General features: G+C 38.1%; 22 protein-coding genes and 3 pseudogenes. 19 read left to right on the forward strand and 6 right to left on the reverse strand.

Annotation, left to right across the window (positions count from 1 at the left end):
* Nucleotides 1–107 precede the first annotated feature (107 nt).
* The 3 genes from AAEY62_RS00005 (at nucleotide 108) to AAEY62_RS00015 (ending at nucleotide 1822) form a co-directional block, all read left to right on the forward strand.
* Nucleotides 108–659, forward strand: coding sequence for a hypothetical protein (locus AAEY62_RS00005; protein WP_101163154.1), 552 nt, complete (start codon nucleotides 108–110; stop codon nucleotides 657–659).
* 208 nt (nucleotides 660–867) lie between these two features.
* Complete coding sequence (locus AAEY62_RS00010) at nucleotides 868–1281, forward strand: helix-turn-helix domain-containing protein (protein WP_101163153.1); 414 nt, start codon at nucleotides 868–870, stop codon at nucleotides 1279–1281.
* Between the two features lie 157 nt (nucleotides 1282–1438).
* The gene (locus AAEY62_RS00015) at nucleotides 1439–1822 is read left to right on the forward strand and encodes a hypothetical protein (protein WP_101163152.1); all 384 of its coding nucleotides are present in this window, start codon (nucleotides 1439–1441) and stop codon (nucleotides 1820–1822) included.
* 28 nt (nucleotides 1823–1850) lie between these two features.
* On the opposite strand, the pseudogene AAEY62_RS00020 reads toward AAEY62_RS00015, so the two are convergent.
* A pseudogene (locus AAEY62_RS00020) lies at nucleotides 1851–1994 on the reverse strand (IS110 family transposase); the annotation flags it as partial.
* Between the two features lie 81 nt (nucleotides 1995–2075).
* Between AAEY62_RS00020 and AAEY62_RS00025 the strand changes: the two are divergent.
* From AAEY62_RS00025 to AAEY62_RS00075, 11 genes and pseudogenes are all read left to right on the forward strand, one after another.
* On the forward strand, nucleotides 2076–3050 hold the full coding sequence (locus tag AAEY62_RS00025; RefSeq protein ID WP_024608444.1) for a transposase: 975 nt from the start codon (nucleotides 2076–2078) through the stop codon (nucleotides 3048–3050).
* A gap of 240 nt (nucleotides 3051–3290) precedes the next feature.
* On the forward strand, nucleotides 3291–4406 hold the full coding sequence (locus tag AAEY62_RS00030; RefSeq protein ID WP_231621096.1) for an RHS repeat domain-containing protein: 1116 nt from the start codon (nucleotides 3291–3293) through the stop codon (nucleotides 4404–4406).
* Nucleotides 4407–4688: 282 nt separating this feature from the next.
* Nucleotides 4689–4999: pseudogene (locus AAEY62_RS25325) on the forward strand (transposase); the annotation flags it as partial.
* A 220-nt stretch (nucleotides 5000–5219) separates the two neighbouring features.
* Nucleotides 5220–5444: a hypothetical protein gene (locus AAEY62_RS00040; protein ID WP_024591715.1), complete on the forward strand. Its 225-nt coding sequence runs from the start codon at nucleotides 5220–5222 to the stop codon at nucleotides 5442–5444.
* A gap of 87 nt (nucleotides 5445–5531) precedes the next feature.
* On the forward strand, nucleotides 5532–5957 hold the full coding sequence (locus tag AAEY62_RS00045; RefSeq protein WP_350634396.1) for a hypothetical protein: 426 nt from the start codon (nucleotides 5532–5534) through the stop codon (nucleotides 5955–5957).
* Between the two features lie 882 nt (nucleotides 5958–6839).
* Nucleotides 6840–7796 carry a protein kinase family protein gene (locus AAEY62_RS00050; RefSeq protein ID WP_350634397.1) on the forward strand — a complete coding sequence of 319 codons (957 nt, stop codon included), beginning with the start codon at nucleotides 6840–6842 and terminating at the stop codon, nucleotides 7794–7796.
* 146 nt (nucleotides 7797–7942) lie between these two features.
* On the forward strand, nucleotides 7943–8572 hold the full coding sequence (upp, locus tag AAEY62_RS00055; protein ID WP_007580883.1) for a uracil phosphoribosyltransferase: 630 nt from the start codon (nucleotides 7943–7945) through the stop codon (nucleotides 8570–8572).
* Nucleotides 8573–8581: 9 nt separating this feature from the next.
* Nucleotides 8582–9820: a uracil-xanthine permease family protein gene (locus AAEY62_RS00060; RefSeq protein ID WP_007580880.1), complete on the forward strand. Its 1239-nt coding sequence runs from the start codon at nucleotides 8582–8584 to the stop codon at nucleotides 9818–9820.
* 145 nt (nucleotides 9821–9965) lie between these two features.
* Complete coding sequence (locus tag AAEY62_RS00065) at nucleotides 9966–11711, forward strand: HAD-IIB family hydrolase (RefSeq protein WP_350634398.1); 1746 nt, start codon at nucleotides 9966–9968, stop codon at nucleotides 11709–11711.
* Nucleotides 11704–12924: a glycosyltransferase family protein gene (locus AAEY62_RS00070; protein ID WP_002958673.1), complete on the forward strand. Its 1221-nt coding sequence runs from the start codon at nucleotides 11704–11706 to the stop codon at nucleotides 12922–12924. Before AAEY62_RS00065 ends, AAEY62_RS00070 begins: the two co-directional genes overlap by 8 nt.
* Nucleotides 12925–12979: 55 nt before the next feature.
* Nucleotides 12980–14758 carry a sugar phosphorylase gene (locus AAEY62_RS00075; protein ID WP_024591725.1) on the forward strand — a complete coding sequence of 593 codons (1779 nt, stop codon included), beginning with the start codon at nucleotides 12980–12982 and terminating at the stop codon, nucleotides 14756–14758.
* Nucleotides 14759–15084: 326 nt separating this feature from the next.
* Here AAEY62_RS00075 and AAEY62_RS00080 read toward each other — a convergent pair whose 3' ends face one another.
* Entirely contained in the window at nucleotides 15085–17931 is a 2847-nt protein-coding gene (locus AAEY62_RS00080; RefSeq protein ID WP_024591726.1) for a TonB-dependent receptor domain-containing protein, read from the reverse strand.
* 613 nt (nucleotides 17932–18544) lie between these two features.
* On the opposite strand from AAEY62_RS00080, the gene AAEY62_RS00085 reads away from it, so the two are divergent.
* Both AAEY62_RS00085 and AAEY62_RS00090 read left to right on the forward strand, forming a co-directional pair.
* A complete protein-coding gene (locus AAEY62_RS00085) occupies nucleotides 18545–18934 on the forward strand; it encodes a cytochrome b562 (protein WP_024591727.1) in 390 nt (129 codons plus the stop codon).
* Nucleotides 18935–19017: 83 nt separating this feature from the next.
* The gene (locus AAEY62_RS00090) at nucleotides 19018–19404 is read left to right on the forward strand and encodes an OsmC family protein (protein WP_024591728.1); all 387 of its coding nucleotides are present in this window, start codon (nucleotides 19018–19020) and stop codon (nucleotides 19402–19404) included.
* Nucleotides 19405–19467: 63 nt separating this feature from the next.
* Here AAEY62_RS00090 and ykgO read toward each other — a convergent pair whose 3' ends face one another.
* Nucleotides 19468–19602 carry a type B 50S ribosomal protein L36 gene (gene ykgO, locus AAEY62_RS00095; protein WP_002958669.1) on the reverse strand — a complete coding sequence of 45 codons (135 nt, stop codon included), beginning with the start codon at nucleotides 19600–19602 and terminating at the stop codon, nucleotides 19468–19470.
* The gene (locus AAEY62_RS00100) at nucleotides 19599–19865 is read right to left on the reverse strand and encodes a type B 50S ribosomal protein L31 (protein ID WP_350634399.1); all 267 of its coding nucleotides are present in this window, start codon (nucleotides 19863–19865) and stop codon (nucleotides 19599–19601) included. The genes ykgO and AAEY62_RS00100 overlap by 4 nt, the downstream gene beginning before the upstream one ends.
* Before the next feature lie 241 nt (nucleotides 19866–20106).
* On the opposite strand from AAEY62_RS00100, the gene AAEY62_RS00105 reads away from it, so the two are divergent.
* Nucleotides 20107–20376: a hypothetical protein gene (locus tag AAEY62_RS00105; protein ID WP_007580861.1), complete on the forward strand. Its 270-nt coding sequence runs from the start codon at nucleotides 20107–20109 to the stop codon at nucleotides 20374–20376.
* Nucleotides 20377–20705: 329 nt separating this feature from the next.
* The gene (locus AAEY62_RS00110) at nucleotides 20706–21668 is read left to right on the forward strand and encodes a sensor domain-containing diguanylate cyclase (RefSeq protein ID WP_024593037.1); all 963 of its coding nucleotides are present in this window, start codon (nucleotides 20706–20708) and stop codon (nucleotides 21666–21668) included.
* Nucleotides 21669–21742: 74 nt separating this feature from the next.
* On the opposite strand, the gene AAEY62_RS00115 is transcribed toward AAEY62_RS00110, so the two are convergent.
* Nucleotides 21743–22783, reverse strand: coding sequence for a metal-dependent hydrolase (locus AAEY62_RS00115; RefSeq protein WP_350634400.1), 1041 nt, complete (start codon nucleotides 22781–22783; stop codon nucleotides 21743–21745).
* A 264-nt stretch (nucleotides 22784–23047) separates the two neighbouring features.
* Nucleotides 23048–23295, reverse strand: a pseudogene (locus AAEY62_RS00120) (LysR family transcriptional regulator); the annotation flags it as partial.
* Between the two features lie 169 nt (nucleotides 23296–23464).
* Between AAEY62_RS00120 and AAEY62_RS00125 the strand changes: the two are divergent.
* Nucleotides 23465–23944 carry a hypothetical protein gene (locus tag AAEY62_RS00125; RefSeq protein ID WP_350634401.1) on the forward strand — a complete coding sequence of 160 codons (480 nt, stop codon included), beginning with the start codon at nucleotides 23465–23467 and terminating at the stop codon, nucleotides 23942–23944.
* Nucleotides 23945–23959 lie beyond the last annotated feature (15 nt).

Genomic DNA, 23959 nt, shown 5'->3' on the forward strand with positions numbered 1-23959 from the left:
ACCAAAATAGGAACTCAGCTATGGTTTGTTTATCAATAAAAACAAATTTAAAAACGAGTTAATCTACAGGCTCGTTATGTGCTATCAACTAGGAGTTAATTTAAGCTATGGAACCTCATGTAGCCCCTTTAGTAGTGAAAGATATTATAACAATTGCTATATCTATATTGGCACTAACTATTTCATCGACAGTTTTGTATTTATCGCACATTCGTAAAAGCTCTAAAGCGATCCTTTGTCTTAATAGCAGGCTTTTTGATTGCTTAGGTAAAATAACAAAGCGACAACTTAGTTATACTCTAAGCAATACGGGCAACCAAGAGTTGTTTGTTAAAGATATTGAATTGTTAAATGGTCAGTCGCCATTAGGTCATTTGAAACACGATACGTCTTATCTAGTTATTCCTTCAGATATCATTGATCCATTCGTAATAAAACCAGGCGAAATAAAGGCTTTTATGGTATCGCATGACGTAAATTATGATTTACCGCCAGAATATGATGGTGAGTTGAATAAATATACAATTGTGAGTGTTGAAGTTATTTCTGCGAATGGAAAGCGATTTCAAATCGCTCATGACATATCAAATCTTGGCCCATCTGGGCCTGAATTAAAAGATAAGATATGGCGAGGCGTGTCACTAGGAAATAGCATCTAAGAATTAGCACATAACAAGAGCTTTAAACGGAACTAAAACAGTGGGTTAGGTTTCGCTTCGCTACACATTTTAACCCACTATTTTAGTCCGCTTAAGCTGGCGTTATATTGCTGTAAACATCGTCTGTCGCCCCACTGTCGTGTGAATTTCGTAACCGACAATCGATTAAAACATGGATAGTTTCCTCTCACATTGGTAAGGAGCCCAAATGATAGTCAAACGTCTTAGAGAAAAACGAAACTGGTCACAAGAACAACTTGCCACGTTAAGCGGCTTGAGTACTAGAACTATCCAACGAATAGAAAGTGGAAACAAGGCCAGCATAGAATCTCTTAAAGCCCTTGCCTCTGTGTTTGAAATTGACATTTCTAAACTTCAAGAGGAAATTATCGTGATAGACAAAACATCTAAAGAATGGAACAAAGAGCCAATATGGGTCAGGTTTTCGTTTTGGGGAGTAAAAGCAAGAAAGCAAATTATTATGTTAGAAATTATAACGGTGCTCATGGGCCTATTAACTTGGTTCATAAAACCCGACGTAATTGTGACGCCGGCATTTTTTCTTCTAGCTTACATCTTTTCTAACATGAAGCATTATATTGATACGAAGAAATATTGGTGAGTAGCGATATAACAACTCAATAAACTCACTCACTGCCTTCGCTGGGACGCATACACGCGGGGCGGCTTCGCCATTATGCCCCACGTGCCTGCGCCCGTTATTGAAAAGTTAGCTGCACAGTTTATTGCGGCATATTTCAATCTATAAGGATATTAAAATGAATAAAATGATCAAATTAAGTCTATTTACATTAGGCTCTCTTGTTTCAACAGTTTCTTTTGCTAACGAAATCTCTTCTGATTTTCTTAAAAAAGAAATTGAATTAGCTCTCACTCAATACTTAAAAGGCTCACCTGAAAGTGGGCTTTACGCACTTCAAGCCCTAGCAAGAATCCTAGAGTCAGATAGGTCTAGCTCCAAACTTGGGCCAAATAATTTGTCATTTACTTATTTAAGAATAGGTTTGTTACACGAACAGACAGGTAGCCAATCTAAGGCAAAAGCATATTTCAACAAAGCTTTAAGCTCTTATAAAGGTAAAAATATTGAAATTGCTCATTTAAAAGAAGCAGTTTCCAAACTAGACGAAAAGCGCAGCTAACAACACGCCCTGAGGTGGACAGCAAGCGCTAAAGCTCACTTTCCACCGCAAATTTTAACAGCGGTGATCCCTTACTTTTCAATGCAGTTAAGTAAGTTGATTCATCGTAGGGCGTATGTGTTTTCCAGCACCTAAATAGGATTCGTATCCACTTAAATGCCAAAATTTTTAACAAGACACCCAACCTAAATTTTGCACTTTTCGAATTTAGAGGCTAGCCTTTATTTAGTGTAAAAAACAAGCAGGGTGTCATATGGCTATCGCAAGAAAGCGTCAAGTAAGTTTGGTTGATACAAAATACTACCACTGTATTTCGCGTTGCGTTCGACGTGCATTTTTATGTGGGGAAGACCGTTTTACTGGTCAATCTTACGAGCATCGACGAGGGTGGGTTGAAGATAAGCTGCTTGAATTAGCCAGGGTGTTTTGTATTGATGTATGTGCTTACGCTGTAATGAGTAACCACACTCACTTAGTACTGTATGTTGATGATATTAAAGCAAATAGGCTTAGTGATAAAGCGATTGTTATTCGCTGGCATAAACTCTGTAAAGGCACATTGCTAACGCAAAAATATGTACAAGGTGAAAAGCTAAGTAAAGTTGAACTCATCTTTTTCAATCAAACGGTTAAACAATACCGAGAGCGCTTATCAAGTATCAGTTGGTTTATGCGGCTATTAAATGAAGACATTGCACGCAGAGCAAATAAAGAAGATAACTGCACAGGCCGCTTTTGGGAGGGGCGCTTTACGTCTCAAGCATTATTAGATGAAGCAGCACTTGCGGCCTGCATGGCCTATGTAGATTTAAACCCTATTAGAGCTAAAATGGCTAACACCCCAGAGGAGTCAGAGCATACCAGCATCAAACAGCGTTTAACGTATGCAAAAGAAGGCAAGCAACCAAAACAACTACTGCGCTTTGCAGGCATGCCACGTCAAATTATGCCAAAAGGACTCCCGTTCGAGCTTAAATCGTACCTTGAACTTGTTGAATTAACAGGACGTTGTATACGAGAAGATAAGCGAGGGTATATTGAGATTACACACTTGCCTTTACTAGAAAGGGTGAATATATCTCCAGAAAACTGGTTAAAGCTTACAACCCAATTTACGCGCGTATTTCATGGCGCAGTGGGCAGGCCAGCGTCACAAGAAGGTTATTGTGAAAACTTAAACCGAAAGCGGCGAGCGAATATCAGTAACTGCGAAAAGCTACTGGCATAAAACTTAAACTATTCAGTAATAAATCATAACTGCATCATGCAGCCATTTCTATGCGTGTAATTTAGGTTTAATAGGGTTAATGACTTATTTAATGGATAAAATAAAAGTCACTCAGCAAAAAAAGATTAATTCAGAATCTGAATGGCGAATTTAGTGGCACAGTTTTGTTTGTTATATTAGAGTGGATGTCTAGTTTACTGTATTGACCCATTTGGTAAACCACGGCTAGCCAGTGGCGGGTTGAAAGCATTTGGAGATTCAAAACTCGGTGATATGGCGGATGCCAAAACACGAAGAGGCTTTACTGACCACGAACATTTAGATAATGTAGAGCTCATTCATATGAACGGGCGGGTGTACGATTATAACCTTGGGCGGTTTATGAGTGTTGACCCTTTGATTCAAAGCCCAACGAATAGTCAGAGTATTAACCCTTATTCGTACATAATGAATAATCCATTGGCGGGGGTAGATCCAACAGGTTATTCTAGCTGCAACGCTGAAGATTCAGGTGGTTGTCAAAGCGAGCCGAAGGCATTAGAGATTGTAATTACTAGAGGCAAAAATAAAGGGGAATCATCTTCTAGCCCTAATGCCGCAGGTGGTGATATTGGAAGAAAAGGCAATAGTGATAATCCAAATGCACCAATTGCTAACTCTTCCAAAAGTTCTATGACGTCAAATGGTAATGAGAATACTCAGAAGAGCCAAGGTAAAATAGGAAGTGCTATTAGCGATATTGGTTCTCCCAGTACAATCACAAATAATAGAAGTACAGCTCCTTCGTCAGGAAACAATAGTAGTAAAGGACTATTTCCCAATATATCTACACTACCTGCGCCACCAAATGCTAAAAATCATATGTCTGGGATGAGATCTGCTCTGGGTTATGTGCAAAAATATGGTATGAATGTGCTTCAAACTATAGGGGGGTCTGGGCAGGCATTGTTAGGTGCTAGTTTGATGAGTAACCCAATAACTTTTATACCTGGTGCTTTAATTTTAGCGCATGGCCTTTTTAATACTGCTCAAGGTGTTGGTTTAACAGAAAGTAATTATGCTCAAGAAGGGTGGAGGTATGCATTGGGTGAACAATATGGTGATTACGCATATTTTGGTGTTGACATAGCTAGTGCCGGTTGGGCAGCTTTAGGGCGAAAAATAGGACAATTTGGACTACGAGCTTCAGGTACAAACACCATTCATCATTCAAGAAATTTAACTAATTCTTTAGGGCGGGATCGTATCCACTTTAGAGGAGATTATGTGAGAAATTATCGAACAGTATCTGGAAGTGCACTATTTGCTAATGACGCGATAGTAATTGGAAATGGAGTTATGCAGAATGCTAACTGAGAACCCGTTAGTTACATTAGTTCCTTTAATTTTTATTATTGACTTAGTTTTAACTGTGGCAGTTATAAGGAAAAAAGTAAAAGATAGGAATGTTGTTCCTGTGCTGAGGTTTTTGTTAATGGGATTAGGGGTCGCAAGTTCTTGGATTTTGTTCTTCAACTACCCATCATTAGGTCACTTATTTGATTATATTTATGGAAGTATTTTGGTTTACTTTTTAGTAATTAGAGTATTTGTACTGAGATCCTAATTGAATAATTAGGATGACACCCATCCTAATTATTACGAAAAAAGCCCATTAAAACAGGGCGCAGGTGCAGTTTATAAATAATGAATCGCGCAAAAAGATGAGCTATGTCGATAAGATGAAAGTTAAAATAGACAGCCCAATCGGACGACGACAGCTGTTTATTAAAGAATGGCAAACGATTCGGCAGTATTGAACCGGCTTTCTTTTAAATAAAAAGCGGAATATTACAGTGAACAAAGGCATGAATAAATTGACCTTACGGGGTCAAGCGAAAGTAAATGCGCAATGGCAATTGTATTGCCTTGTTCATAATATAGAAAAGCTGAAAAATACGATACATTAAAAAGGGGAAGCCCTTTTAACCTAAATTAAAGCCACTCAAACACCCGTAATCCCTTCCAAAACGCCAATTAAAACAATATCAAACACTTCTATATTCTGCGTAAAAATATAGTAATCAATTGAACCAAAATAGGAACTCAGCTATGGTTTGTTTATCAATAAAAACAAATTTAAAAACGAGTTAATCTACAGGCTCGTTATATGCAAAAGGAGAATCGCGTATGAATATCAATGCAACACTATTAGGAGAGATAATATTTATCTCTGGGATCGTTATCGGCGTCCTTAGTTATTATTTGGCTAAACGTAAAACTAGCACACCTAAAATAGCTACATTTATAGGCGTGCTATTAGCATTTATTCCGCCACTCGGTTTAATTTATATTGCCATTCTAGTGTTAAAAAATGACATTAATCAAAACAATACTACTGAGGCTGTTGAGTAATTTGCATATAACAAACAAATTATGGCGCGACGCGCAAACAGCGCGCGCCGCATATTCGAATCGTTATACGTCGAACAGGCATCAAGGATGATTTTTAATAAATTCATGAGAGTATTCAAAGAAACGAAAGGGATGCCAAAGTTATTCCGGTTTCAGCATATGCTCAACTCAATTACATATTCACTGATGGTGCTTTTTGCTTTCTGGCCTTGGCCAAACGGAGAGTATTCGTTGAATGGGCGCAGCCTTACTTATCAAGAATTTTGGTTTACAGGTATGGCACCCGGCTTTCTGTTATTTAGCATACTAATCATTGCAATTTGCTTTGCTTCAGTGAATAAACACTGGGCTGGCCGTGTTGGTACTTTTTTATACTGGGCATCTATTATTGCCTTCATGTCTTTTTATTCTTTAACTGGGGTTGTAATAGGTGGGGCAATAATAGCTGTTTGGGCGTACTATGTGTTCTATAGCACTGGCATGAGGCAGTTTTTTGTTCAATCAAACGTATAACAAAAAAATTAAGTTCGCCCGCTGCGCGGGCTGGGACACAAACATGTGGGCTGCTCACTTCGTTCGGATTTTAGCCCACATGCCTGCGCCCCTTATTTAAAAGTTATGTAACCAAGGAAGAATCGTGAAATTCTGGAGAAACTCGTCCACAGAACATTATCCAATGTGGAAAGCATTCTTAATGTACATCTGGGTAATACCTGGAGTTCCGATAGGAACTTTTTTAGGTGTTTATTTCTTAGAGGCTCGTAATAGGAGCGATGATGAATTATTACTTAGCTTGCTTAACTATCGTTTAGATTTTACTTTGATTATTTTATTTTATTTGGTGTCGGTTTTATCCTTTGGGTTTGGTCTATTAGAGCTTTAAGTAAGCCTGTTTTTCAAATTCATCAAAATAGGTTGTACTTTTACGGTTATGGCTTTTTTAAAGATGACATTGCACTTGATTCACTTCAAGAAATACGCTCCTATAATCTTGGTCCGCTGGGTCACCTAATAGACTTTAAATCTAAAGTCGGTATTACCTTTAGATCTTTTGCTTTTCTATCAAACATTAATAAAAGTAAATTAGAAAAGTTTTTTGAGGAAAGTGGTATAAAGGTTACATAACAAACCATTCAAGCAGGACATTGCTCCTCACCCGTTTTAGTGGACACCTCCTCATCACTTTGAAGAGGCTAAAATGCCTAAATATACTCAACCTAGGAAGACATGGTTTTATCCAGTTAATTTCAAAATCAAAGTGTAGTGGCATAGTGATTTTGGCCACTATTTACATACAAACTTGTATAAAACCAAGTGGGGATTTTTTATGCCTTAGTTTTATTAAAAACGCCCACTAATGTTAAACTACAAAAAATTTAATTACTTAATATTACCATGGCATTTTACATTCCTTTATTACAACCTTACTTTAAGCACATTGAAGTTGGCGATACGTTAACATCACTTTGGAGTGGGTGTGGCAATATTGTGCAGTGCCAGCTTGATGATAAGCCATGTGTTATTAAAGCGATTAAAATACCCAGTTATATACACCATCCTAAAATTAAACAAAGCGAATTTGCGCTTAAAAGAAAGCAGCACTCGTATAGTGTTGAATACACATTTTATAAGCTTTATAGCCAACATTTACCAGTACATGCGCAAAGTATTGAATGTATAGGTGCAATTAATAAAGACGATGAATACGCGCTGGTGTTTAAAAACTTTACCAAACATGGGTTTACTCAAGCAGGGCCACAACATGTTAAAGCTATATTAAGGTGGCTTGCACACTTTCATGCGTTTAACTTAAGTAAACCCGCTGATGGGTTATGGCAGCAAGGCAACTACTGGCATTTAAGCACGCGCCCAGATGAGTTTAATAAACTAAAAAATAACCTTGATAAAAAGTCCGATATTAAAAATGCTGCACATAAAATAGATGAGCAACTACAAAGTTGTGCGTATAAAACGCTGATTCATGGCGATGCAAAACTTGCTAACTTTGCAGCAAATGAGCGCGATGAAATACTCGGTTATGATTTTCAGTATATAGGTGCAGGTTGCGGGATTATTGATGTAATGTATTTTATGACCAGTTGCTTAAGTGATGCACAATTACACGGATGCGCTGATAAGTACCTTGCGTATTATTTTGATAATTTAAAGGCTGCTATTACTATTTATCATCCTACAGCACCAGCAGGTAAAATAGCTGACAATTGGCTCGCTTTATGGCCTGCTGCATGGGCTGACTTTTATCGATTTTTAGCTGGCTGGAGCCCTGAGCATCAAAAAATAAATAGTTATATGCAACAGCAAGTAAACAGCTGGTTGGCGAGTAACATTTAATAAACACAACGGGTTGATTGCTTGCATAAATATCAAGCAAAACAATACATTTTGGCACGATGTATGAAAATCTCTTTAAAACTACAGGTCAAATGACCTTTTTTAATATAAAATACTGCAAATTCTTGTATCAGTAGGTTTATATCATGGCAATTCACGTTATTTCTCACCCTCTTGTTCAACATAAACTAGGCCTAATGCGAGCGCATGGTATTAGTACTAAAAGCTTTCGTGAATTATGTTCTGAAGTTGGAACCTTATTAACTTACGAAGCAACTAAAAACCTACAGTTAGAAGATAACGAAATTACAGGCTGGGATGGCAATAAATTAAAAGTAGAGCATATTAAAGGTAAAAAAATTACCGTAGTGCCTATTTTGCGTGCTGGTCTTGGCATGATGGATGGTGTTATGCAGTTATTACCAGCCGCTAAAGTGAGTGTTGTTGGTCTTGAACGTAACGAAGAAACACTAGAGCCAGTACCATATTTTGAAAAGCTAGTAGGTAATATTGATGAGCGCCTAAGCTTAGTTATTGACCCTATGCTTGCAACGGGTGGCTCAATGATTGCCACAATCGATATGCTTAAAAAAGCAGGCTGTAAAGAAATCAAAGTAATTGTACTAGTTGCAGCACCAGAAGGTGTTGAAAGAACACTTACAGCACATCCAGATGTAGAAATATTTACAGCCTCAGTAGATAGCCACTTAAACGAAAAGGGCTATATTATCCCTGGTTTAGGCGATGCGGGCGACAAAATATTCGGTACTGTTTAGGAGTCTTAAGTGCAAAATAATGACACCTTTTCAATAAAAACTATTTTAACGGGCGCGCAAATGCTGTTTGTAGCATTTGGTGCGCTGGTATTAGTGCCGCTTTTAACGGGCTTGGATCCTAATGTTGCGCTTTTTACCGCAGGCATTGGTACCTTGCTGTTTCAGGTAGTGACTAAAGGCCAAGTGCCTATATTTTTAGCTTCATCGTTTGCTTTTATTGCACCTATTATTGCCGCTGTGCAAATGTGGGGCGTGCCGGCCACTATGGGCGGCTTAATGGTGGCGGGTTTTGCTTATATGCTTTTAAGTTTATTAGTAAAATTTAAAGGCGTTGCAACGCTTCATAAAATTTTACCGCCTGTGGTTGTAGGCCCTGTAATTATGGTTATTGGTTTAGCGCTTGCACCTGTTGCTGTAAATATGGCGATGGGTAAAAGTGGCGACGGCAGTATTCAAATTATTGATTACACCAGCGCTATTTATATTTCGTTGTTCTCGTTAGTGGTTACGCTTATTTTTGCAGTATGGGGAAAAGGCGTATTTAAGCTTATACCTATATTAGCAGGGGTTGTAGCGGGTTATTGTTTATCACTTGGTATGGGCGTTGTGCAATTTGACGCAGTGACTAACGCACAGTGGTTTGCTGTACCAAACTTTACTTGGCCTGAGTTTAAATGGCAGGCTATCTTGTTTATGGTACCTGTAGCAATAGCACCTGCAATTGAGCATATTGGCGATATGATGGCTATTAGCCAAGTAACCAATAAAGACTTTTTGAAAAAGCCTGGGCTTCATCGTACTTTGTTTGGTGATGGCCTTGCGACTTCTGCGGCATCATTATTTGGTGGCCCGCCTAACACTACTTACTCAGAAGTAACGGGGGCAGTTATGCTTACCAAAAACTTCAATCCTAAAGTAATGATGTGGACAGCTGTTATTGCCATTATTTTAGCGTTTGTAGCTAAAATGGGATCTGGTTTGCAAACTATTCCTGTACCTGTAATGGGCGGAATTATGATCCTACTCTTTGGCTCTATTGCTGTAGTGGGTTTAAATACACTGGTTAAGTCGGGCGATGATTTAACCGCGCCGCGTAACTTAAGTATTGTTGCGCTTATTTTGGTGTGCGGTATTGGTGGTATGCATATTGGTGGTAGCCAATTTAGTTTAGAGGGCGTAAGCCTCTGCGCTATTTTAGGAATAGTACTTAACTTAGTATTACCAAAAGCAGAACCTGAAAAAGTTTAATTTTGCACATTAGCTAAATAGATTGCACCATAATAGCGCATTTTTAATGCGCTATTTTTTTAACTTGTTAATAAATATGCAAAAATAATAATGGTCTAGTATCTGCATTTAACTTCCAGAACGCATTGTATGCAAAGGAGTTACTATGTCAGAGGCCAATATTGTGGATATAACCCCGTTTTTAGCAAAACACCAACTGCCTTTAAAGTATCAATATTTGAGTGAGCAATATTTTGTTCCACTCGCGCATGACATCCTCGAATCTAAAAAAACAAATACTCCTATTTTTGTTGCCATAAATGGATGCCAAGGCTCAGGAAAAACAACACTCGCTGATTTTTTAGTTACCTGGTTTTCTAAAAACACACCACTTAACAGTGTTGCATTGTCTATTGATGACTTTTATTTAGCAAAACAAGCACGTAGTGAACTTGCCAAAGACGTACATCCTCTTTTTACTACTCGCGGAGTACCGGGTACTCACGATGTAGCGTTAATGAATAGCACAATAACTAACTTACTGGCAGGAGAGGTAAACGTACCGCTTCCACGTTTTAATAAACACGAAGACGACTGCGTGCCAGCAAGTGATTGGCTAACAAACGAAAAGCCAGTTGATATTGTTATTTTAGAAGGGTGGTGTGTAGGCAGTGAGCCACAACCGTTGTTTTCATTGAGTGAGCCGCTTAACGAGTTAGAGCAACAATTTGATAAAGAAGGCGTTTGGCGCCGCTGTGTAAACAGCTGTTTGGCAAACGAATATAAAGCCGTTTTTAACCTAATTGATTATACCGTTATGCTAAAAGCACCGAGTTTTAGTGATGTTTTTACATGGCGACAAGAGCAAGAACAAAAGTTAATAGCCAAAAAAGGTGAAGGCTCAGGCACCATGACTAACGAGCAATTGGTGTATTTTATTTCTCATTTTGAGCGTATTACGCGTGAGAACTTAAACACACTGAGCGTTAAAGCAAACGCTTTAATTGAACTTGATAGCAACCGCGATATTAGCGGTATGCACCTAACGAGTGATGACACACTTCAACCCATTATTTTTACAGATTTGGACGGTACATTACTCGATCACGCCGATTACAATACCAATAATATCAGTGAGTTATTACAGCAGCTGCAAAATGCACATATTCCTGTGGTGTTTAATACCAGTAAAACTTTTTGCGAAGTTATAGAGCTTAAAAACGATTTAAACATTCAGCAGCCTTTTATTGTTGAAAACGGTGCAGCGGTATTTATTCCAGAAGATTATTTTGAACTTAAGCCTATTGGTTGCAAAAAAATAGGCGCTTACTGGTGCTACGCAATGGCAAAGCCGCTATCGAGTTTATTAGATGATCTAAATACTTTAAAAGCGGATTACAAAGCGCATTACAAATTGTTTAGTGACTTATCGAGTGAGCAAATATCAGAACTTACAGGGCTCGATGATGCGCAAGCAAGACGCGCACAAACCCGCGATTATTCAGACCCTCTTTATTGGTATGGCAACGACGAATTACTCACAGCCTTTGTAAACGATGTTGAAGCACTCGGCTACGATATAAAAATTGGTGGGCGCTTCATTCATATTGCCAAAAATACCGATAAAAGCGCTGCACAGCAGTGGTTAGTTAAACAGTTTACCCATCATTTCAGAAAGCCTCTCACGGTCATTGCATTGGGTGATAGCGATAACGATAAGCAAATGTTAGAGCATGCAAATATCGCCATTATTATCGCCAATCCGGCGAGTAAAAAACCGGTTAAATTGTCGCACAATAAAGCACGATACTCTCAATCGCCAGCACCGCTGGGCTGGATTGAAGAAATAACATCGTTGCCGTGCATTAGCAGTATTTTAAGTATTTCTGAGGAGCAAAAGTCTCATGGCTGATTTTTATCAAAATGGCATTATTACTACATTACATAACATTGCCGACAGACCAATTGAGGATCTAGAAAAAGAGCTACTTACTTTTAGCAAGCAGCGCCCAATGGGATTAATACTTCCTTCGTTATTTAGTGAACTCGAAGGCCCTGCACTGCAAAATATAGTTAGCGAATTACGCGAAGTACCGTATTTATCGCAAATTACCATAGGCTTAGATAGAGCCGACGAAGCACAGTATCGCCATGCACTTGGTTTTTTTAAAGAGCTAAACCAAAACCATAAAGTATTATGGAACGACGGCCCACGCTTACAAGCACTTGATAAAGAATTACAAGAGCTAGGCGTTGCACCGCGTGAGCTGGGTAAAGGCCGTAATGTGTGGTATTGCATGGGCTATAAATTAGCAACAGCAGAGGTGGAATCTATTGCGCTGCATGATTGTGATATTTTAACCTACGACAGAAGCTTACTTGCTCGCTTAATTTACCCCGTTGCGCATCCGCGTTTTAACTATGAATTTTGTAAAGGGTTTTACCCGCGTACTGCGAATGGCAAAATTAATGGCCGTGTATCGCGCTTATTAGTAACGCCTTTGCTTCGCTCCTTTAAAACAATTTTAGGCAATACCGACTACCTTGAATATATGGACTCTTTTAGGTACCCACTTGCAGGTGAGTTTTCGTTTAGACGCGATGTTTTAAACGATATTCGCATTCCAAGTGACTGGGGCCTTGAAATAGGCGTACTGAGTGAAATGTATCGTAATTACTCCCATAACCGCTTATGCCAAGTAGATATTGCAGATAATTACGATCATAAGCACCAAGAACTTTCACTTGATGACCAAAGCGCAGGCTTGTCTAAAATGTCGATTGATATTACTAAGGCATTGTTTAGAAAGCTGGCAACACAAGGTGTTACTTTTACCAGCGAAACAATTCGTTCATTAAAAGCGACTTACTATCGTATCGGGCTAGATTTTATTGAAACCTATCACAACGATGCGCTTATGAACGGGTTAACGCTTGATGTACACCAAGAAGAAAAAGCAGTAGAAATGTTTGCACAAAATATTATGGAAGCAGGGCAACACTTTTTAGAAAACCCAATGGAAGCGCCATTTGTGCCAAGTTGGAACCGTGTTGTATCAGCAATGCCAGACGTACTTGAGCGCTTAAAAGAAGCCGTAGAGCTAGATAACGAAGAATATAGTTAACCTGCGTGCAGGTTAACTAGCCTATAAGTCTAAACAATAAATATTAGGGGCGCATGTGATTTCAGTTAGCGAATTATTTTTACAACGAGTAGAGCAACATCTTCATATTATTTATGAGGGGGTTGAGCTGCCTTTATCGGTTACTGAGCTAGCTCAGCAACTCATTAAAATTATATTAGGTAGCAATGCACTGCGCGACCCGACCCCCCATACAAACAGATGGGATGAACAAGATATAGTATTGATTGCTTATGGCGATTCTATTATTAAACACGATGATAGTGAATTTGCCGTATCGAGCCCAATGGAGGCACCGCTTAAAACACTACACAGGTTTATAAAAGAGCAATGTGATATGCAGTTAAATGCGCTGCATATATTGCCATTTTACCCGTACAGCTCAGATGAAGGCTTTGCCGTAATGAACTACGTGCAAGTTAACGAGTCGCTAGGTGATTGGAATGATATTCAAAATATAGCTAAAGATGTAAAACTCATGGCAGATTTAGTTATTAACCACTGTTCAAGCAGAAGTGTATGGTTTGAGAACTTTTTAAATGATTTACACCCGGGTAAAGACTACTTCAAAACGGCGAGCTTAACGGATGATTTAAGCCAAGTTGTACGCCCGCGAACCTCATCGTTATTAAATACTGTAACTACGCCAAGCGGCGAAAAACATGTGTGGTGTACGTTTAGTCACGATCAGGTTGATTTTGACTTTGGCAATCCTGATGTACTTAAAGAGTTTGTGGGAATAATTAGGCATTATTTAGACAATGGCGTGCGTTTGTTTAGGCTTGATGCGGTTGCATTTTTGTGGAAACAGCTTAATACAAGTTGCATTAACTTGCCGCAAACACATGAAGCAGTAAGGCTAATGCGAACACTTATTGAGCACGCAGAGCCCAGCGTAGTTATAATTACCGAAACCAATATTCCAAACCAAGAAAACCTATCGTACTTTGGTAACGCTAACGAAGCGCACAGTATTTATAACTTTGCCTTACCGCCATTGTTGCTTCATACATTACTTAGTGGTGATAGTACTGCAATAAAGCATTGGATGATGAGCATGCCGCCTGCGCAAAATGGTACGGCATACTTTAACTTTATAGCCTCGCATGATGGAGTAGGGCTCAGACCAATTGAAGGTTTACTACAACCTAGCGAAGTGGCGTCACTAGTAAGTACAACCATGCAGTTTGGTGGTCGTGTATCTATGCGTACAAGTAACGATGGCACACATACACCGTACGAGCTAAATATTGCTTTATTTGATGCACTACAAGGGACGCACAATGGCCCCGATAAGTTTGGCCTTGAGCGATTTATGTGTGCTCACGCAATTATGTTTGCACTTGAAGGTATCCCAGGGCTTTATATTCATAGTTTGTTGGGTACAACTAACGATTACGACCGATTTGAAAATTCACAGCATAACCGCGCTATTAACCGCCATCGTTGGCAAGAATCAAAGCTACTGGCTGCAATTGGTGAAAAGTATAGTCATCATCATAAAGTGTTTAACGGCATAAAAAGCTTATTGGCAGTACGCAAAAAGCAGAGTGCCTTTCACCCAAATGCTACACAGTTTACGCTGCATTTAGCGGGTGGGTTATTTGGTTTTTGGAGACAAAGCATTGACAGGCGCCAAAGCATATTTTGTGTTTATAACATTAGCGATAAACCACAAACACTCACATTGGCCGACTTAAACTTAATTAACACCCAAAAGTGGTTTGATTTGGTTGCAAATAAAACGATTGAAGAAAGCCAATTAACGATAGAGCTAGAACCATACCAAAGCGTGTGGCTGAGTAATATTAAATAAGACCTATTAAAAAGGCTCGCACTGCGAGCCTTTGTTTTAACTAGGGCGTGTTGATCTTTGTGGATTGAAATTTGTTCAATCTAGGGGCGATTAAATCGCGACGCGAGGTTTGTAACCTAGTGGGCTAAGTAAAAACCGAGCAACAAAGAGTTAATCGTCCCTAGAAAGAACCCTTCGGGCAGCGCATGTTTGGTATTTATGCTGCGTTATCGCCTATTTATGGGGAATAACCACACTACATAGGCTCTGCCTTGCCTAAAAACCAAACATACTGCTGCAAATTCACCCACCAATGATCAACACGCCCTAATAAGTTATTTTATTAATTATAAGCTGTAGCTTAAGTTAATGTAGCCAAAGCGGCCAATGTTATCGTAACTTGCGCTACCCGCGCTTGTACCACGTGAACCGTACGGAAGTTTACGGTTAAATACGTTATCAACACCTACTTTAACGCCTAAACCGCTATTAAAGTTGTAACCTACAGTCATATCAGTAATAAAGTATTTACCATAAGACATTTGATTACTTGGGTTAGGGTTGCTATCAAGTTCAAAATTTGTGTATAGCTCTACTTCACTCAAAAAGCGTGTTTCAACTGTTGAGAAAAAGTTATCCATAACATAACTTACAGATAAGTTAGTTTGCCACTTAGCTTCACCTGTAGTACCTGCGTATTCAATGTAGTTACTAGGGTCGTCTTGGAACGGGTAATCTTTACGTTCAATTAAGTAAGTACCAATTAAGCGTGTTTTAAAGCTACCTTCAAGCGCGTCAAAGTCGTAACCTAGTTCAAAATCTACCCCTGATGCCTTTTGACCGGCAACGTTTAGTACTGAGTTTTGAATTAAAGTAATTTCACTATTAGTATTACGTGTAATTAAGTTACAGTATTGATTGTTTATACCTGTTGCGCTATCAACACAGCGATCAAGAATGTCTTGCGCATTAATTGTGTCAATTGCATCTTCAAGTTCAATTTCCCAGTAATCAATAGTAAGTAGCGCATTTTCTAAAAACTCTGGTTGGTAAACAATACCTACAGTTGTACTTGTTGACTCTTCACCTTTTACATCGCGGTTACCACTGCTTAAACCATCTAATGAGGCTGCATCGTAACCTGAGTTAAAGTCACTCGCTACACCTAACGCGGCACAATTTGCAGTGCGGGTTGCTCCGTTTGATAAATCACCTAGGTTGTCAGCGCGACACGGGTCGTCTACATTGTAGAAAGTTTGGCTTGCTGCACCAAATACTTCACTAATGTTAGGCGCACGAAGCGCAGCAGATTGTGTTACACGTACACGTAGCTCATCATTTACAGTCCAATCAAGGCCAAGTTTCCAGCTAGTTGCTTCGCCAATCGTACTGTAGTCAGCATGACGTACTGCAGTATCAAACACTAAGTCTTGAATAAGCGGTAAATCAGTTAAAATTGGCATCGTCGCTTCAAAGAATACTTCGCGAACATTAAACGAGCCTTTATCTTCGCCCAGAGCGTTAAAGAAAGTACCTTCAGCGTTATCAGGCTCTTTTGTTTCGCTTTCTTCTTTACGGTACTCAGCACCAAATGCAACACCTACATAGCCCGCTGGTAATTCAAAAATAGCGCCATTAGCAAGTGAGCCAGAAATAACTGTTTGCTTAATAGTTGATGTGCCAACAGATACCGTATTAATGTAATCAATGGCTTGTTGAGATGGCGAACCAAACCCCATAATATTTACAGGAACACAGCCATCAGCTTGGGCTGCAGCACTACGACATACTACGTTACCATTTGTATCTTCAACTGCATCAAGTGCATTAAAGTAGTTGGCTACAATCATGTTAGCGCCGTTTTCACGCTCTAGATCAGTTTGGCCATAAACAACTGATGTATCTAATTCCCAATCTTCAAATACAGTACCTTTTAAGCCGGTAACAAAGCGCGTTGTTTCACGCGTATTGTTTTCAATGCGGCGGCCAAGGTCGGTCATCATGCGGTTAACCATGATCGAATCAACACCTTGTTCTTCCATACGCGCTTTGATGGCTGGGTCTAGGTAAGGGTTGTCGATTTTAATGCTGTTTTCATCGTCAAAGAAGAAAAATGCAGGTTGGCCTATGCTTTCACCTTGGCTGTTTACATATTTAGCATCAAAGTAAACGTTTAAGTCGTCGGTAACATCGTAGTTAACTTTAAAGTTTACGTTGTAACGCTCAAACTCAGGTTGAATTTCTTCAAATTGACCTAGGTTGAAAAAGTCACATTCTGCACATGAATACAAATCTACATTATTACCTATGTATAAATCACGGGCGCTGCTGTCAGGGTTAAAGCTATTGATAAACTTAGTTGAATCTTCGAGTGCGTAAACACCCGCGTTATTAATTGCGTAATAACCTGCATTTGGCGTTAAAATTTTATCAGGAAAGTCTAAGCTATTTGTATCTTCACCAGGTAAAACTTCTCTGCGTAAACTACTAAACGAAGTGCTAGTCCAAGGGTGATCAAGCGCGTTTAATGAATCCTGGCCTGAGTACTCAATAGCAAAAGCTGCATTACCACGATCGTTATCAAAGTTAGAGCCGTATGAGAACGTCGCTTTTTCGTTGTTGTAGCTGCTTAAATCGGCAAAACCACGTGTAACGCTAAAGTCCATGCCTTCAATGTTGTCTTTTAATATAAAGTTAACAACACCTGTTACCGCATCAGCACCGTATACAGCAGATGCACCACCAGTAATTATCTCTACACGTTCAACCCATACACTTGGAATCGTGTTGGTATCTACAGATTGAGAACCTGCAGAGCTTGATACATGACGCTTACCATTTACAAGTACCAAAGTACGATCTGTACCCATGTTACGTAAATCAAGAATATTTAAACCCGCAGTACCAATAAAACGGCCTGAGTTAGCCATAGAATATGTATTGCCAAGTGCAGGTAAGTTATTTAGCGCTTCACCAATGTTTACTGCGCCAGTGTTCATTAGCTGCTCGCCACTGATAACTGTAACAGGTGCAGGCGCAATAGCACCTTCACGTAAAATACGTGAACCCGTTACTTCAACACGTTCAATTTTTGTTGCTTGCTCATCTTGTGCAAGCACAGAATTACTTGCTGTTGCAGCAGCAGTAATTAATGCACATTTAATGCTAGTAGAAAGTAAATTATGACGTTTCATTTGATTCCCAGAGAACATTTTATAGTAATTAAATACAATGTAGTTTTATCCAAATGCAGTTTGTATTTGGATAAAGCCCTATAACTTTTTTATGAGGGCGGCGATTATTGCATGCTGATTATTTTATTAAAAGCAGCTAACTCACTGTAAAATAAGCAACTTGAAATAACCTGAAGAACTTTTATTGTGTTTTTTGGTATTAATTACAAAGGCCCTTTAAATGATTTACTGAGGTGTTTTTACATTTAGTTTTTCTTATATATTTTAGTTATTAACATTGGTTTTTATTTGTTAAATTTTAAGTTGTTTTTTAAGTCAATTTTTTGCGGTTTATAATTATTCACATATTAATTTTTATTTATATGAAGTTGTCAGCGAGTGTTATATGTACTTATTTGTAAAGTTTATGTGTGTTATTACTCTTTTAAAGTGATTTTTATTAGGTGTTTTTTATTCAAAAAAATCGTTATTTGAATATTTTTCACTATTGCGGCTTTAAAATGATTGATTTGTAAACCCCCTTTACAGCTCAAAGTGCTCATAACAGCTCGTAAAGTTACTTTGCTACGTAAACTTGATACAATTTAGGTGTTTTTAATTAATAGGTTTGACCATGAAGTATTTAGTTATTATTTTTACCTTTGCGTTTAGTTCAATGTCTTTTGCGCAGCAAGAAGTCGATCTTGAAGTAAATATGAAAAACACGGGCCTTGCATATAAACAAGCGGTGCAGGCAACTCAACTTAGTGAATTTAATACTGCGATTGATGAATTTATAAAGCTGGTTAAAGTGAGTAAAACAGGTAAGTTTTACAAAAAACATGAGCAGTCATTGCAGGGCCTTGATAAAGTGATTGCTCAAGCTGAACTTGCAAAAAAAGCAGCAAACGAGCAGGGGCTAAGTGCGGCAAAAGAACCACTGAAAAATATAGATAATTTACGTAAAAAATATCATGAGTTACACGAGCCTCCAGGGTTCTTTGAATTACTGTTCGGTTCATAAACCTAAACTATATGTATCTTTAGTAGCTACTTTTAAGCTAATTGCGTTAAAGGTATCTGCAGCAATAAATATAAGGAAACACAATGGAAATTTCAGTTTCAATGTTAGAAGGCCAAAAGCAAAGCGCTAAATTTGGCGACCTAGAAGTAATAAGCGATCAAAGCGTAAACGCTGGTGGCAATGCAGAGTATCCAGAACCGTTTGATTATTTTTTAGTAAGTATGGTTTTATGTGCAGGTTTTTATGCGCGTAAGTTTTGCGAGCAGCGTGATATTTCAACGCAAGGTATGACGCTTACTCAAAATAACGAAAATGTAGATGACAACGGTAAAAAGCTATTTTCAATTGAGATTAACTTACCAGAAGGCTTCCCTGATAAATATAAAAAGGCGCTTATTGCAGCCGTTAATACCTGTACGGTAAAAAAAGTAATTCAGGCAGTGCCAGAGTTTTCAGTAGTGGTAAAATAGTCCCCCCTAAATTAGGTAGCTTAAGCAAGCTACCTAATTATATGTTGAGCATCCCCGTTTAACTTATTTCTTTTTCATTCCTTGTACTGCTTTAAAGCGTGGGTTGTTTTTACAAATTACAAATACGCGGCCTTTGCGTTTTACAATTTGACACCCCGGACGTTGCTTAGCACTTTTAAGAGAGCTTAATACTTTCATACCTTTTCCTTTTTAACAGTCGATAAACTTTTAAAACGACGATTAAACTGCGCAACGCGGCCATCTGTAGCGGTTGTTTTTTGCTTGCTTGTATAAAATGGGTGCGAGTCACTTGATACATCAATAGGTACGTATGGATATGTATTACCGTCTATTTCTACTGTGCGGCTCGTTTTTATGGTTGAGCCAATAATAAAGTAAGAATCGGCAGCGGTATCGTGAAAAGCAACCACGTGGTAATCAGGATGAATATTTGGTTTCATAATACGCCTCAATAAATGATATGTGATAGTATATCATTTTAATTTAGCGTATTTATTCTCCCATTGCAAATTATTTAAATGTTCCTTAAAAAGGCCGTAATTGCTGGCTATTTGCGCAAACAAATCAAAAAATAAGCACTTGAATCAAAAGTGCTGGCTATTGGCGTTTAGGCTGTTATAACTATATTTAAGAGTTAAAACGTTAACAAATACGGTTATAAAGTTATTACAGAGGTTATGTATGAGTGACGCAACACAACAACAAGAACAAATTGATCAAGGGGTGATGGAAACCCTAAGAGAGCGCGACCACAGTACCTTGGCGCAACAAGTAAATCCTTTAACCTGCAACCACAATGATATTGTAGAGTTACTAGCAAGGTATATGGCACTAAGCGAGCAAGAAGATGATGAGCTGTTTGATGATTGGTTTGATAACCTAACTAAAGAGCAACATACTGTTTTAAAAGTATTTGAAGTTTACCGTGGACAATATGAGCACCAAAATTAAAGTGTTTATTTTTGTAAGTATGCCAAATCCAGTGGTTATTTAAATAAAACTAAATAGCCACTACTACTTTTTCATTAAAGAGTAGCTATGTTGTATCAACCACTAATCCCACCTGTTTAAATCATAATTTTTTGCGTATTGAATCTTACCTTTATTTAGGCACGACTTACTGATATTTATAAATATTTATTTATTGCTATTTTTTAGGTAATGTTCTAGTTTGAATAGGCAGACTGTTTATAGTTTAAATAAGTTTATCGGATGATATACTCGAAAATATTCGCTCCAGTTTCGTAATTTATAAAACATTTAAAATTAATAGAGCTTTAATGATTAAACCTGAGATTCCAAATAACGAAGCTGAGCGATTACACGCGCTTAGAGCATTAAAAATTCTAGATACGTCTCATGAAGAGCGCTTTGATCGTGTTACTCGTATTGCCAAGCGTATGTTTAATGTTTCTATTTCATTGGTTACTTTGATTGACGAAGACCGCCAGTGGTTTAAATCAAGGCAGGGGCTTGATGCGCCTGAGCTTCCTCGCGAAACCTCATTTTGTGGCCACACCATAAATCAAGACGAGTTATTAATAATCCCAGATACAGCTCAAGACGAAAGGTTTTTTGATAACCCCTTTGTTACAGGCGATCCTAAAGTACGCTTTTATGCAGGTTTTCCTTTAAAATTAAGGGAAGGAGTCATTATAGGCACTTTGTGCCTTGCCGATAATAAACCTAGACAACTCAATGATGAAGAAAAACAATTACTAAGAGATTTAGGCACGTTAGTCGAGCGAGAAATTCAATCAATTCAACTAGCCACAATTGATGAGTTAACAAGAATCTCTAATCGACGTGGCTTTTTAAACCTTGCCGAACATACGCTAAATGTATGTAGGCGAAACAAAGTATCAATGTCGTTTATATTGTTTGATCTCAATAAGTTTAAACAAATTAATGATATTTATGGACACCACGAAGGCGATTTTGTATTAAATAAATTTGCACAAATTATGCTTAGTTCATTTCGTGATTGTGAAGTCATAGGTCGACTTGGCGGAGATGAATTTGTTGCGATGTTAAGCGACTCAGACGAGACAAAAGCAGAGTTTGTTTTACAAAGGTTTGCGGATGCAATAGCGCATGCTAATAATACCTTAAACAAGCCATACAAAATTGACTACAGTGTAGGGGTAACACACTTTAAACACGATACAGGTAAATCAGTTGAGGATATGATTCAAGATGCTGATGTTGCAATGTATCAGCAAAAAAAGCAGCAATCACTTTAGTGAACTATTTAGTTTAATTGCTGCTTGAACTTCACTTAACTTCCTCATGCTAGTATGAATCTTATAATATGCCGTTATTCGCTATTGCAGTCATTTTTTGCCGCGGGTGATGCTAAAGACACATTTGGTTGCCAAACCCTGTTCCATATTTTATGAAGATTGTTTAAGTTTGGTCTTTGACTTATTTTTTCAAAGTTACCAATGCTCACTTCTGAACCATTTTTTTGACCCACTACAAAATTAAACACATAGTTGCACTCCATCCCCATACGTAAATCAGAAAGTACAATGTTGCTTTGCTGTTGGCGCACCGAATAAAACCCTTTAGTAAACCACTGCAAGCGTTTTATAGCCCATTCATCGCTAATATTATTTAACAATGAAGGCGTTGTTTGATAAGCCGTTAATGTAACATCGCTGGGCGCGTCAAATACTGATGCATAACCTTCGTAGTATTGTCCGTCAGACATCACAACAATACGCCACAGCAAAGTGGTTAGCGGAGCAGGCGTACTAACATACGCATTTACTGGTATTTGTCTGTTGTTGAGAGCCGTTTTTACTTTGTCATCAATATTTACTTTTAAAATTAAAGCGCAAAATAAATATAGACTACTTAAAACTAAAGCCGCTGCATTTATACGATAAGCCGTTGCTGCTTTTATTTTGGGTATTAGCGTACATATTACGCCAATTAATAAAGGAAGCGTGTAAGCAGGGTCAATAATAAATACACTAGAAACCGCAAAGGGGTACTCAGTAAAAGGCCAGAGTAGTTGTGTACCGTATACCGTTAGGCTGTCTAATAGGGCATGTGTAGATAAACTTAAAAATACTAGCCAAAACCAGCGCACTTTATAAATTTGCATTCCCGCGTGTACTTTTAATATTAGCCATACAATGAGCGGGCTAATTAATAAATGTATTAATAACGAATGGCTAAAGCCACGGTGATAAGTAAATGCTTCTACAGATCCGCCATATGGCAAAAACACATCTAAATCAGGGAGTGTGCCCAAGATTGCTCCCCACAAAACGGCTTTTCGACCTATCTTATTACCTAATACCGCATAACCTACAGCACTACCTAATGCTACCTGCGTTAAAGAATCCATTTTAATTAATACCTTTAATTACTACTTTTATTATTTATACTTTTTGATTATTAAAAAGCGTCAAAAAATCGGTTAAAACATTTAATAAGCATATCAATATTAATATACAGAGCTTATAAACTAAGCCTAAGCTTTATGAAATCTAAAAAAGCCACAATTCGCGATGATACCGCACTGTTTCGCCGCTGCTTGCGCTAAGCGAAAACGTAAATAAAATGAGTTTTAATAACGGCCAAGTTTACGAGCATGTAAGTTCGAATCTTATAAATCACCAATACGTATGGCTAAGTCTGTTTTATGCTCGAGTAAATTAATAGTACTGCCGTATGAGGTTATATCAAGCGTTATGTGAGGGTATTATTTAGCGAATTCACCAATTAAAGGCGTAAGTTGATGCAATACAAAAGGGTTTGCCGCATCTATTAGCTGCTTGCCATTTGGCGCTTGTTTTAAAGCTTTATGGCGTTTTCATCTGTGCATAAAATATTTAGCCTTTCGCAGGCGTATTTTAAAAGTATAGCTTTCCTCGCATTTTAAATTAAGCAAAATAATACCCCGTGGCGACTTATAAGTCCTGTTCCCGTTTAAAATACGGATGGTCAATTTGTTACCATATTTGGAATGATAATTGCTTCTAATTATAAAAATAAAGTCGTCAATTTTTAGACACATGAGGCAAAAATGAATTTTGGAACTCTTTCTTCGCAGTTATACAATGACAATGGCTATTCAAGCCTAAGTAATTTAAATAAAAACACTGTAAAAACGGATGATCCTAGTAAAAGTCCAGAGGCTAAAGCAGACTATTCTTTAAATAAAGACGCCGAAAAAACTACGAGCTCTACTGCAGCTACTGAAGACGCAAAGTCTATCATTAGCAGCGAAACAGAAGATTCGAGTGACAATTCAGCAGTTCAAATGAATAAAGCGATCGAGTCAATTAAAGATTTACAGAGTAAAATAAGAGAAATGACTAATAGTTCTGATACGCCCACAGGGGAAGCGGTAGAAGAGCTAAGCGAACTTAAAAAGCAACTCGATAGTGAGCTATCGTCGATACAATTAACAGTGCGAAAAAATGTATCTACTTTAATGGATTCAATGTTTTCATCATCTTCAGATAATAAAAATTCAGGTTTGCTTTTTAATAACCAAGCATAATTTAACTTGCTTTTT

Source organism: Pseudoalteromonas sp. GW168-MNA-CIBAN-0100 (assembly GCF_040309225.1).
Taxonomy (GTDB): Bacteria; Pseudomonadota; Gammaproteobacteria; order Enterobacterales; family Alteromonadaceae; genus Pseudoalteromonas; species Pseudoalteromonas arctica.

Bases quoted from the DNA above. Each gene is read 5' to 3' on its own strand.
- AAEY62_RS00005 (WP_101163154.1), top strand. From the start codon at position 108: ATGGAACCTCATGTAGCCCCTTTAGTAGTGAAAGATATTATAACAATT.
- AAEY62_RS00010 (WP_101163153.1), top strand. From the start codon at position 868: ATGATAGTCAAACGTCTTAGAGAAAAACGAAACTGGTCACAAGAACAA.
- AAEY62_RS00015 (WP_101163152.1), top strand. From the start codon at position 1,439: ATGAATAAAATGATCAAATTAAGTCTATTTACATTAGGCTCTCTTGTT.
- AAEY62_RS00025 (WP_024608444.1), top strand. From the start codon at position 2,076: ATGGCTATCGCAAGAAAGCGTCAAGTAAGTTTGGTTGATACAAAATAC.
- AAEY62_RS00040 (WP_024591715.1), top strand. From the start codon at position 5,220: ATGAATATCAATGCAACACTATTAGGAGAGATAATATTTATCTCTGGG.
- AAEY62_RS00045 (WP_350634396.1), top strand. From the start codon at position 5,532: ATGATTTTTAATAAATTCATGAGAGTATTCAAAGAAACGAAAGGGATG.
- AAEY62_RS00050 (WP_350634397.1), top strand. From the start codon at position 6,840: ATGGCATTTTACATTCCTTTATTACAACCTTACTTTAAGCACATTGAA.
- upp (WP_007580883.1), top strand. From the start codon at position 7,943: ATGGCAATTCACGTTATTTCTCACCCTCTTGTTCAACATAAACTAGGC.
- AAEY62_RS00065 (WP_350634398.1), top strand. From the start codon at position 9,966: ATGTCAGAGGCCAATATTGTGGATATAACCCCGTTTTTAGCAAAACAC.
- AAEY62_RS00070 (WP_002958673.1), top strand. From the start codon at position 11,704: ATGGCTGATTTTTATCAAAATGGCATTATTACTACATTACATAACATT.
- AAEY62_RS00080 (WP_024591726.1), bottom strand. From the start codon at position 17,931: ATGAAACGTCATAATTTACTTTCTACTAGCATTAAATGTGCATTAATT.
- AAEY62_RS00085 (WP_024591727.1), top strand. From the start codon at position 18,545: ATGAAGTATTTAGTTATTATTTTTACCTTTGCGTTTAGTTCAATGTCT.
- AAEY62_RS00090 (WP_024591728.1), top strand. From the start codon at position 19,018: ATGGAAATTTCAGTTTCAATGTTAGAAGGCCAAAAGCAAAGCGCTAAA.
- ykgO (WP_002958669.1), bottom strand. From the start codon at position 19,602: ATGAAAGTATTAAGCTCTCTTAAAAGTGCTAAGCAACGTCCGGGGTGT.
- AAEY62_RS00100 (WP_350634399.1), bottom strand. From the start codon at position 19,865: ATGAAACCAAATATTCATCCTGATTACCACGTGGTTGCTTTTCACGAT.
- AAEY62_RS00105 (WP_007580861.1), top strand. From the start codon at position 20,107: ATGAGTGACGCAACACAACAACAAGAACAAATTGATCAAGGGGTGATG.
- AAEY62_RS00110 (WP_024593037.1), top strand. From the start codon at position 20,706: ATGATTAAACCTGAGATTCCAAATAACGAAGCTGAGCGATTACACGCG.
- AAEY62_RS00115 (WP_350634400.1), bottom strand. From the start codon at position 22,783: ATGGATTCTTTAACGCAGGTAGCATTAGGTAGTGCTGTAGGTTATGCG.
- AAEY62_RS00125 (WP_350634401.1), top strand. From the start codon at position 23,465: ATGAATTTTGGAACTCTTTCTTCGCAGTTATACAATGACAATGGCTAT.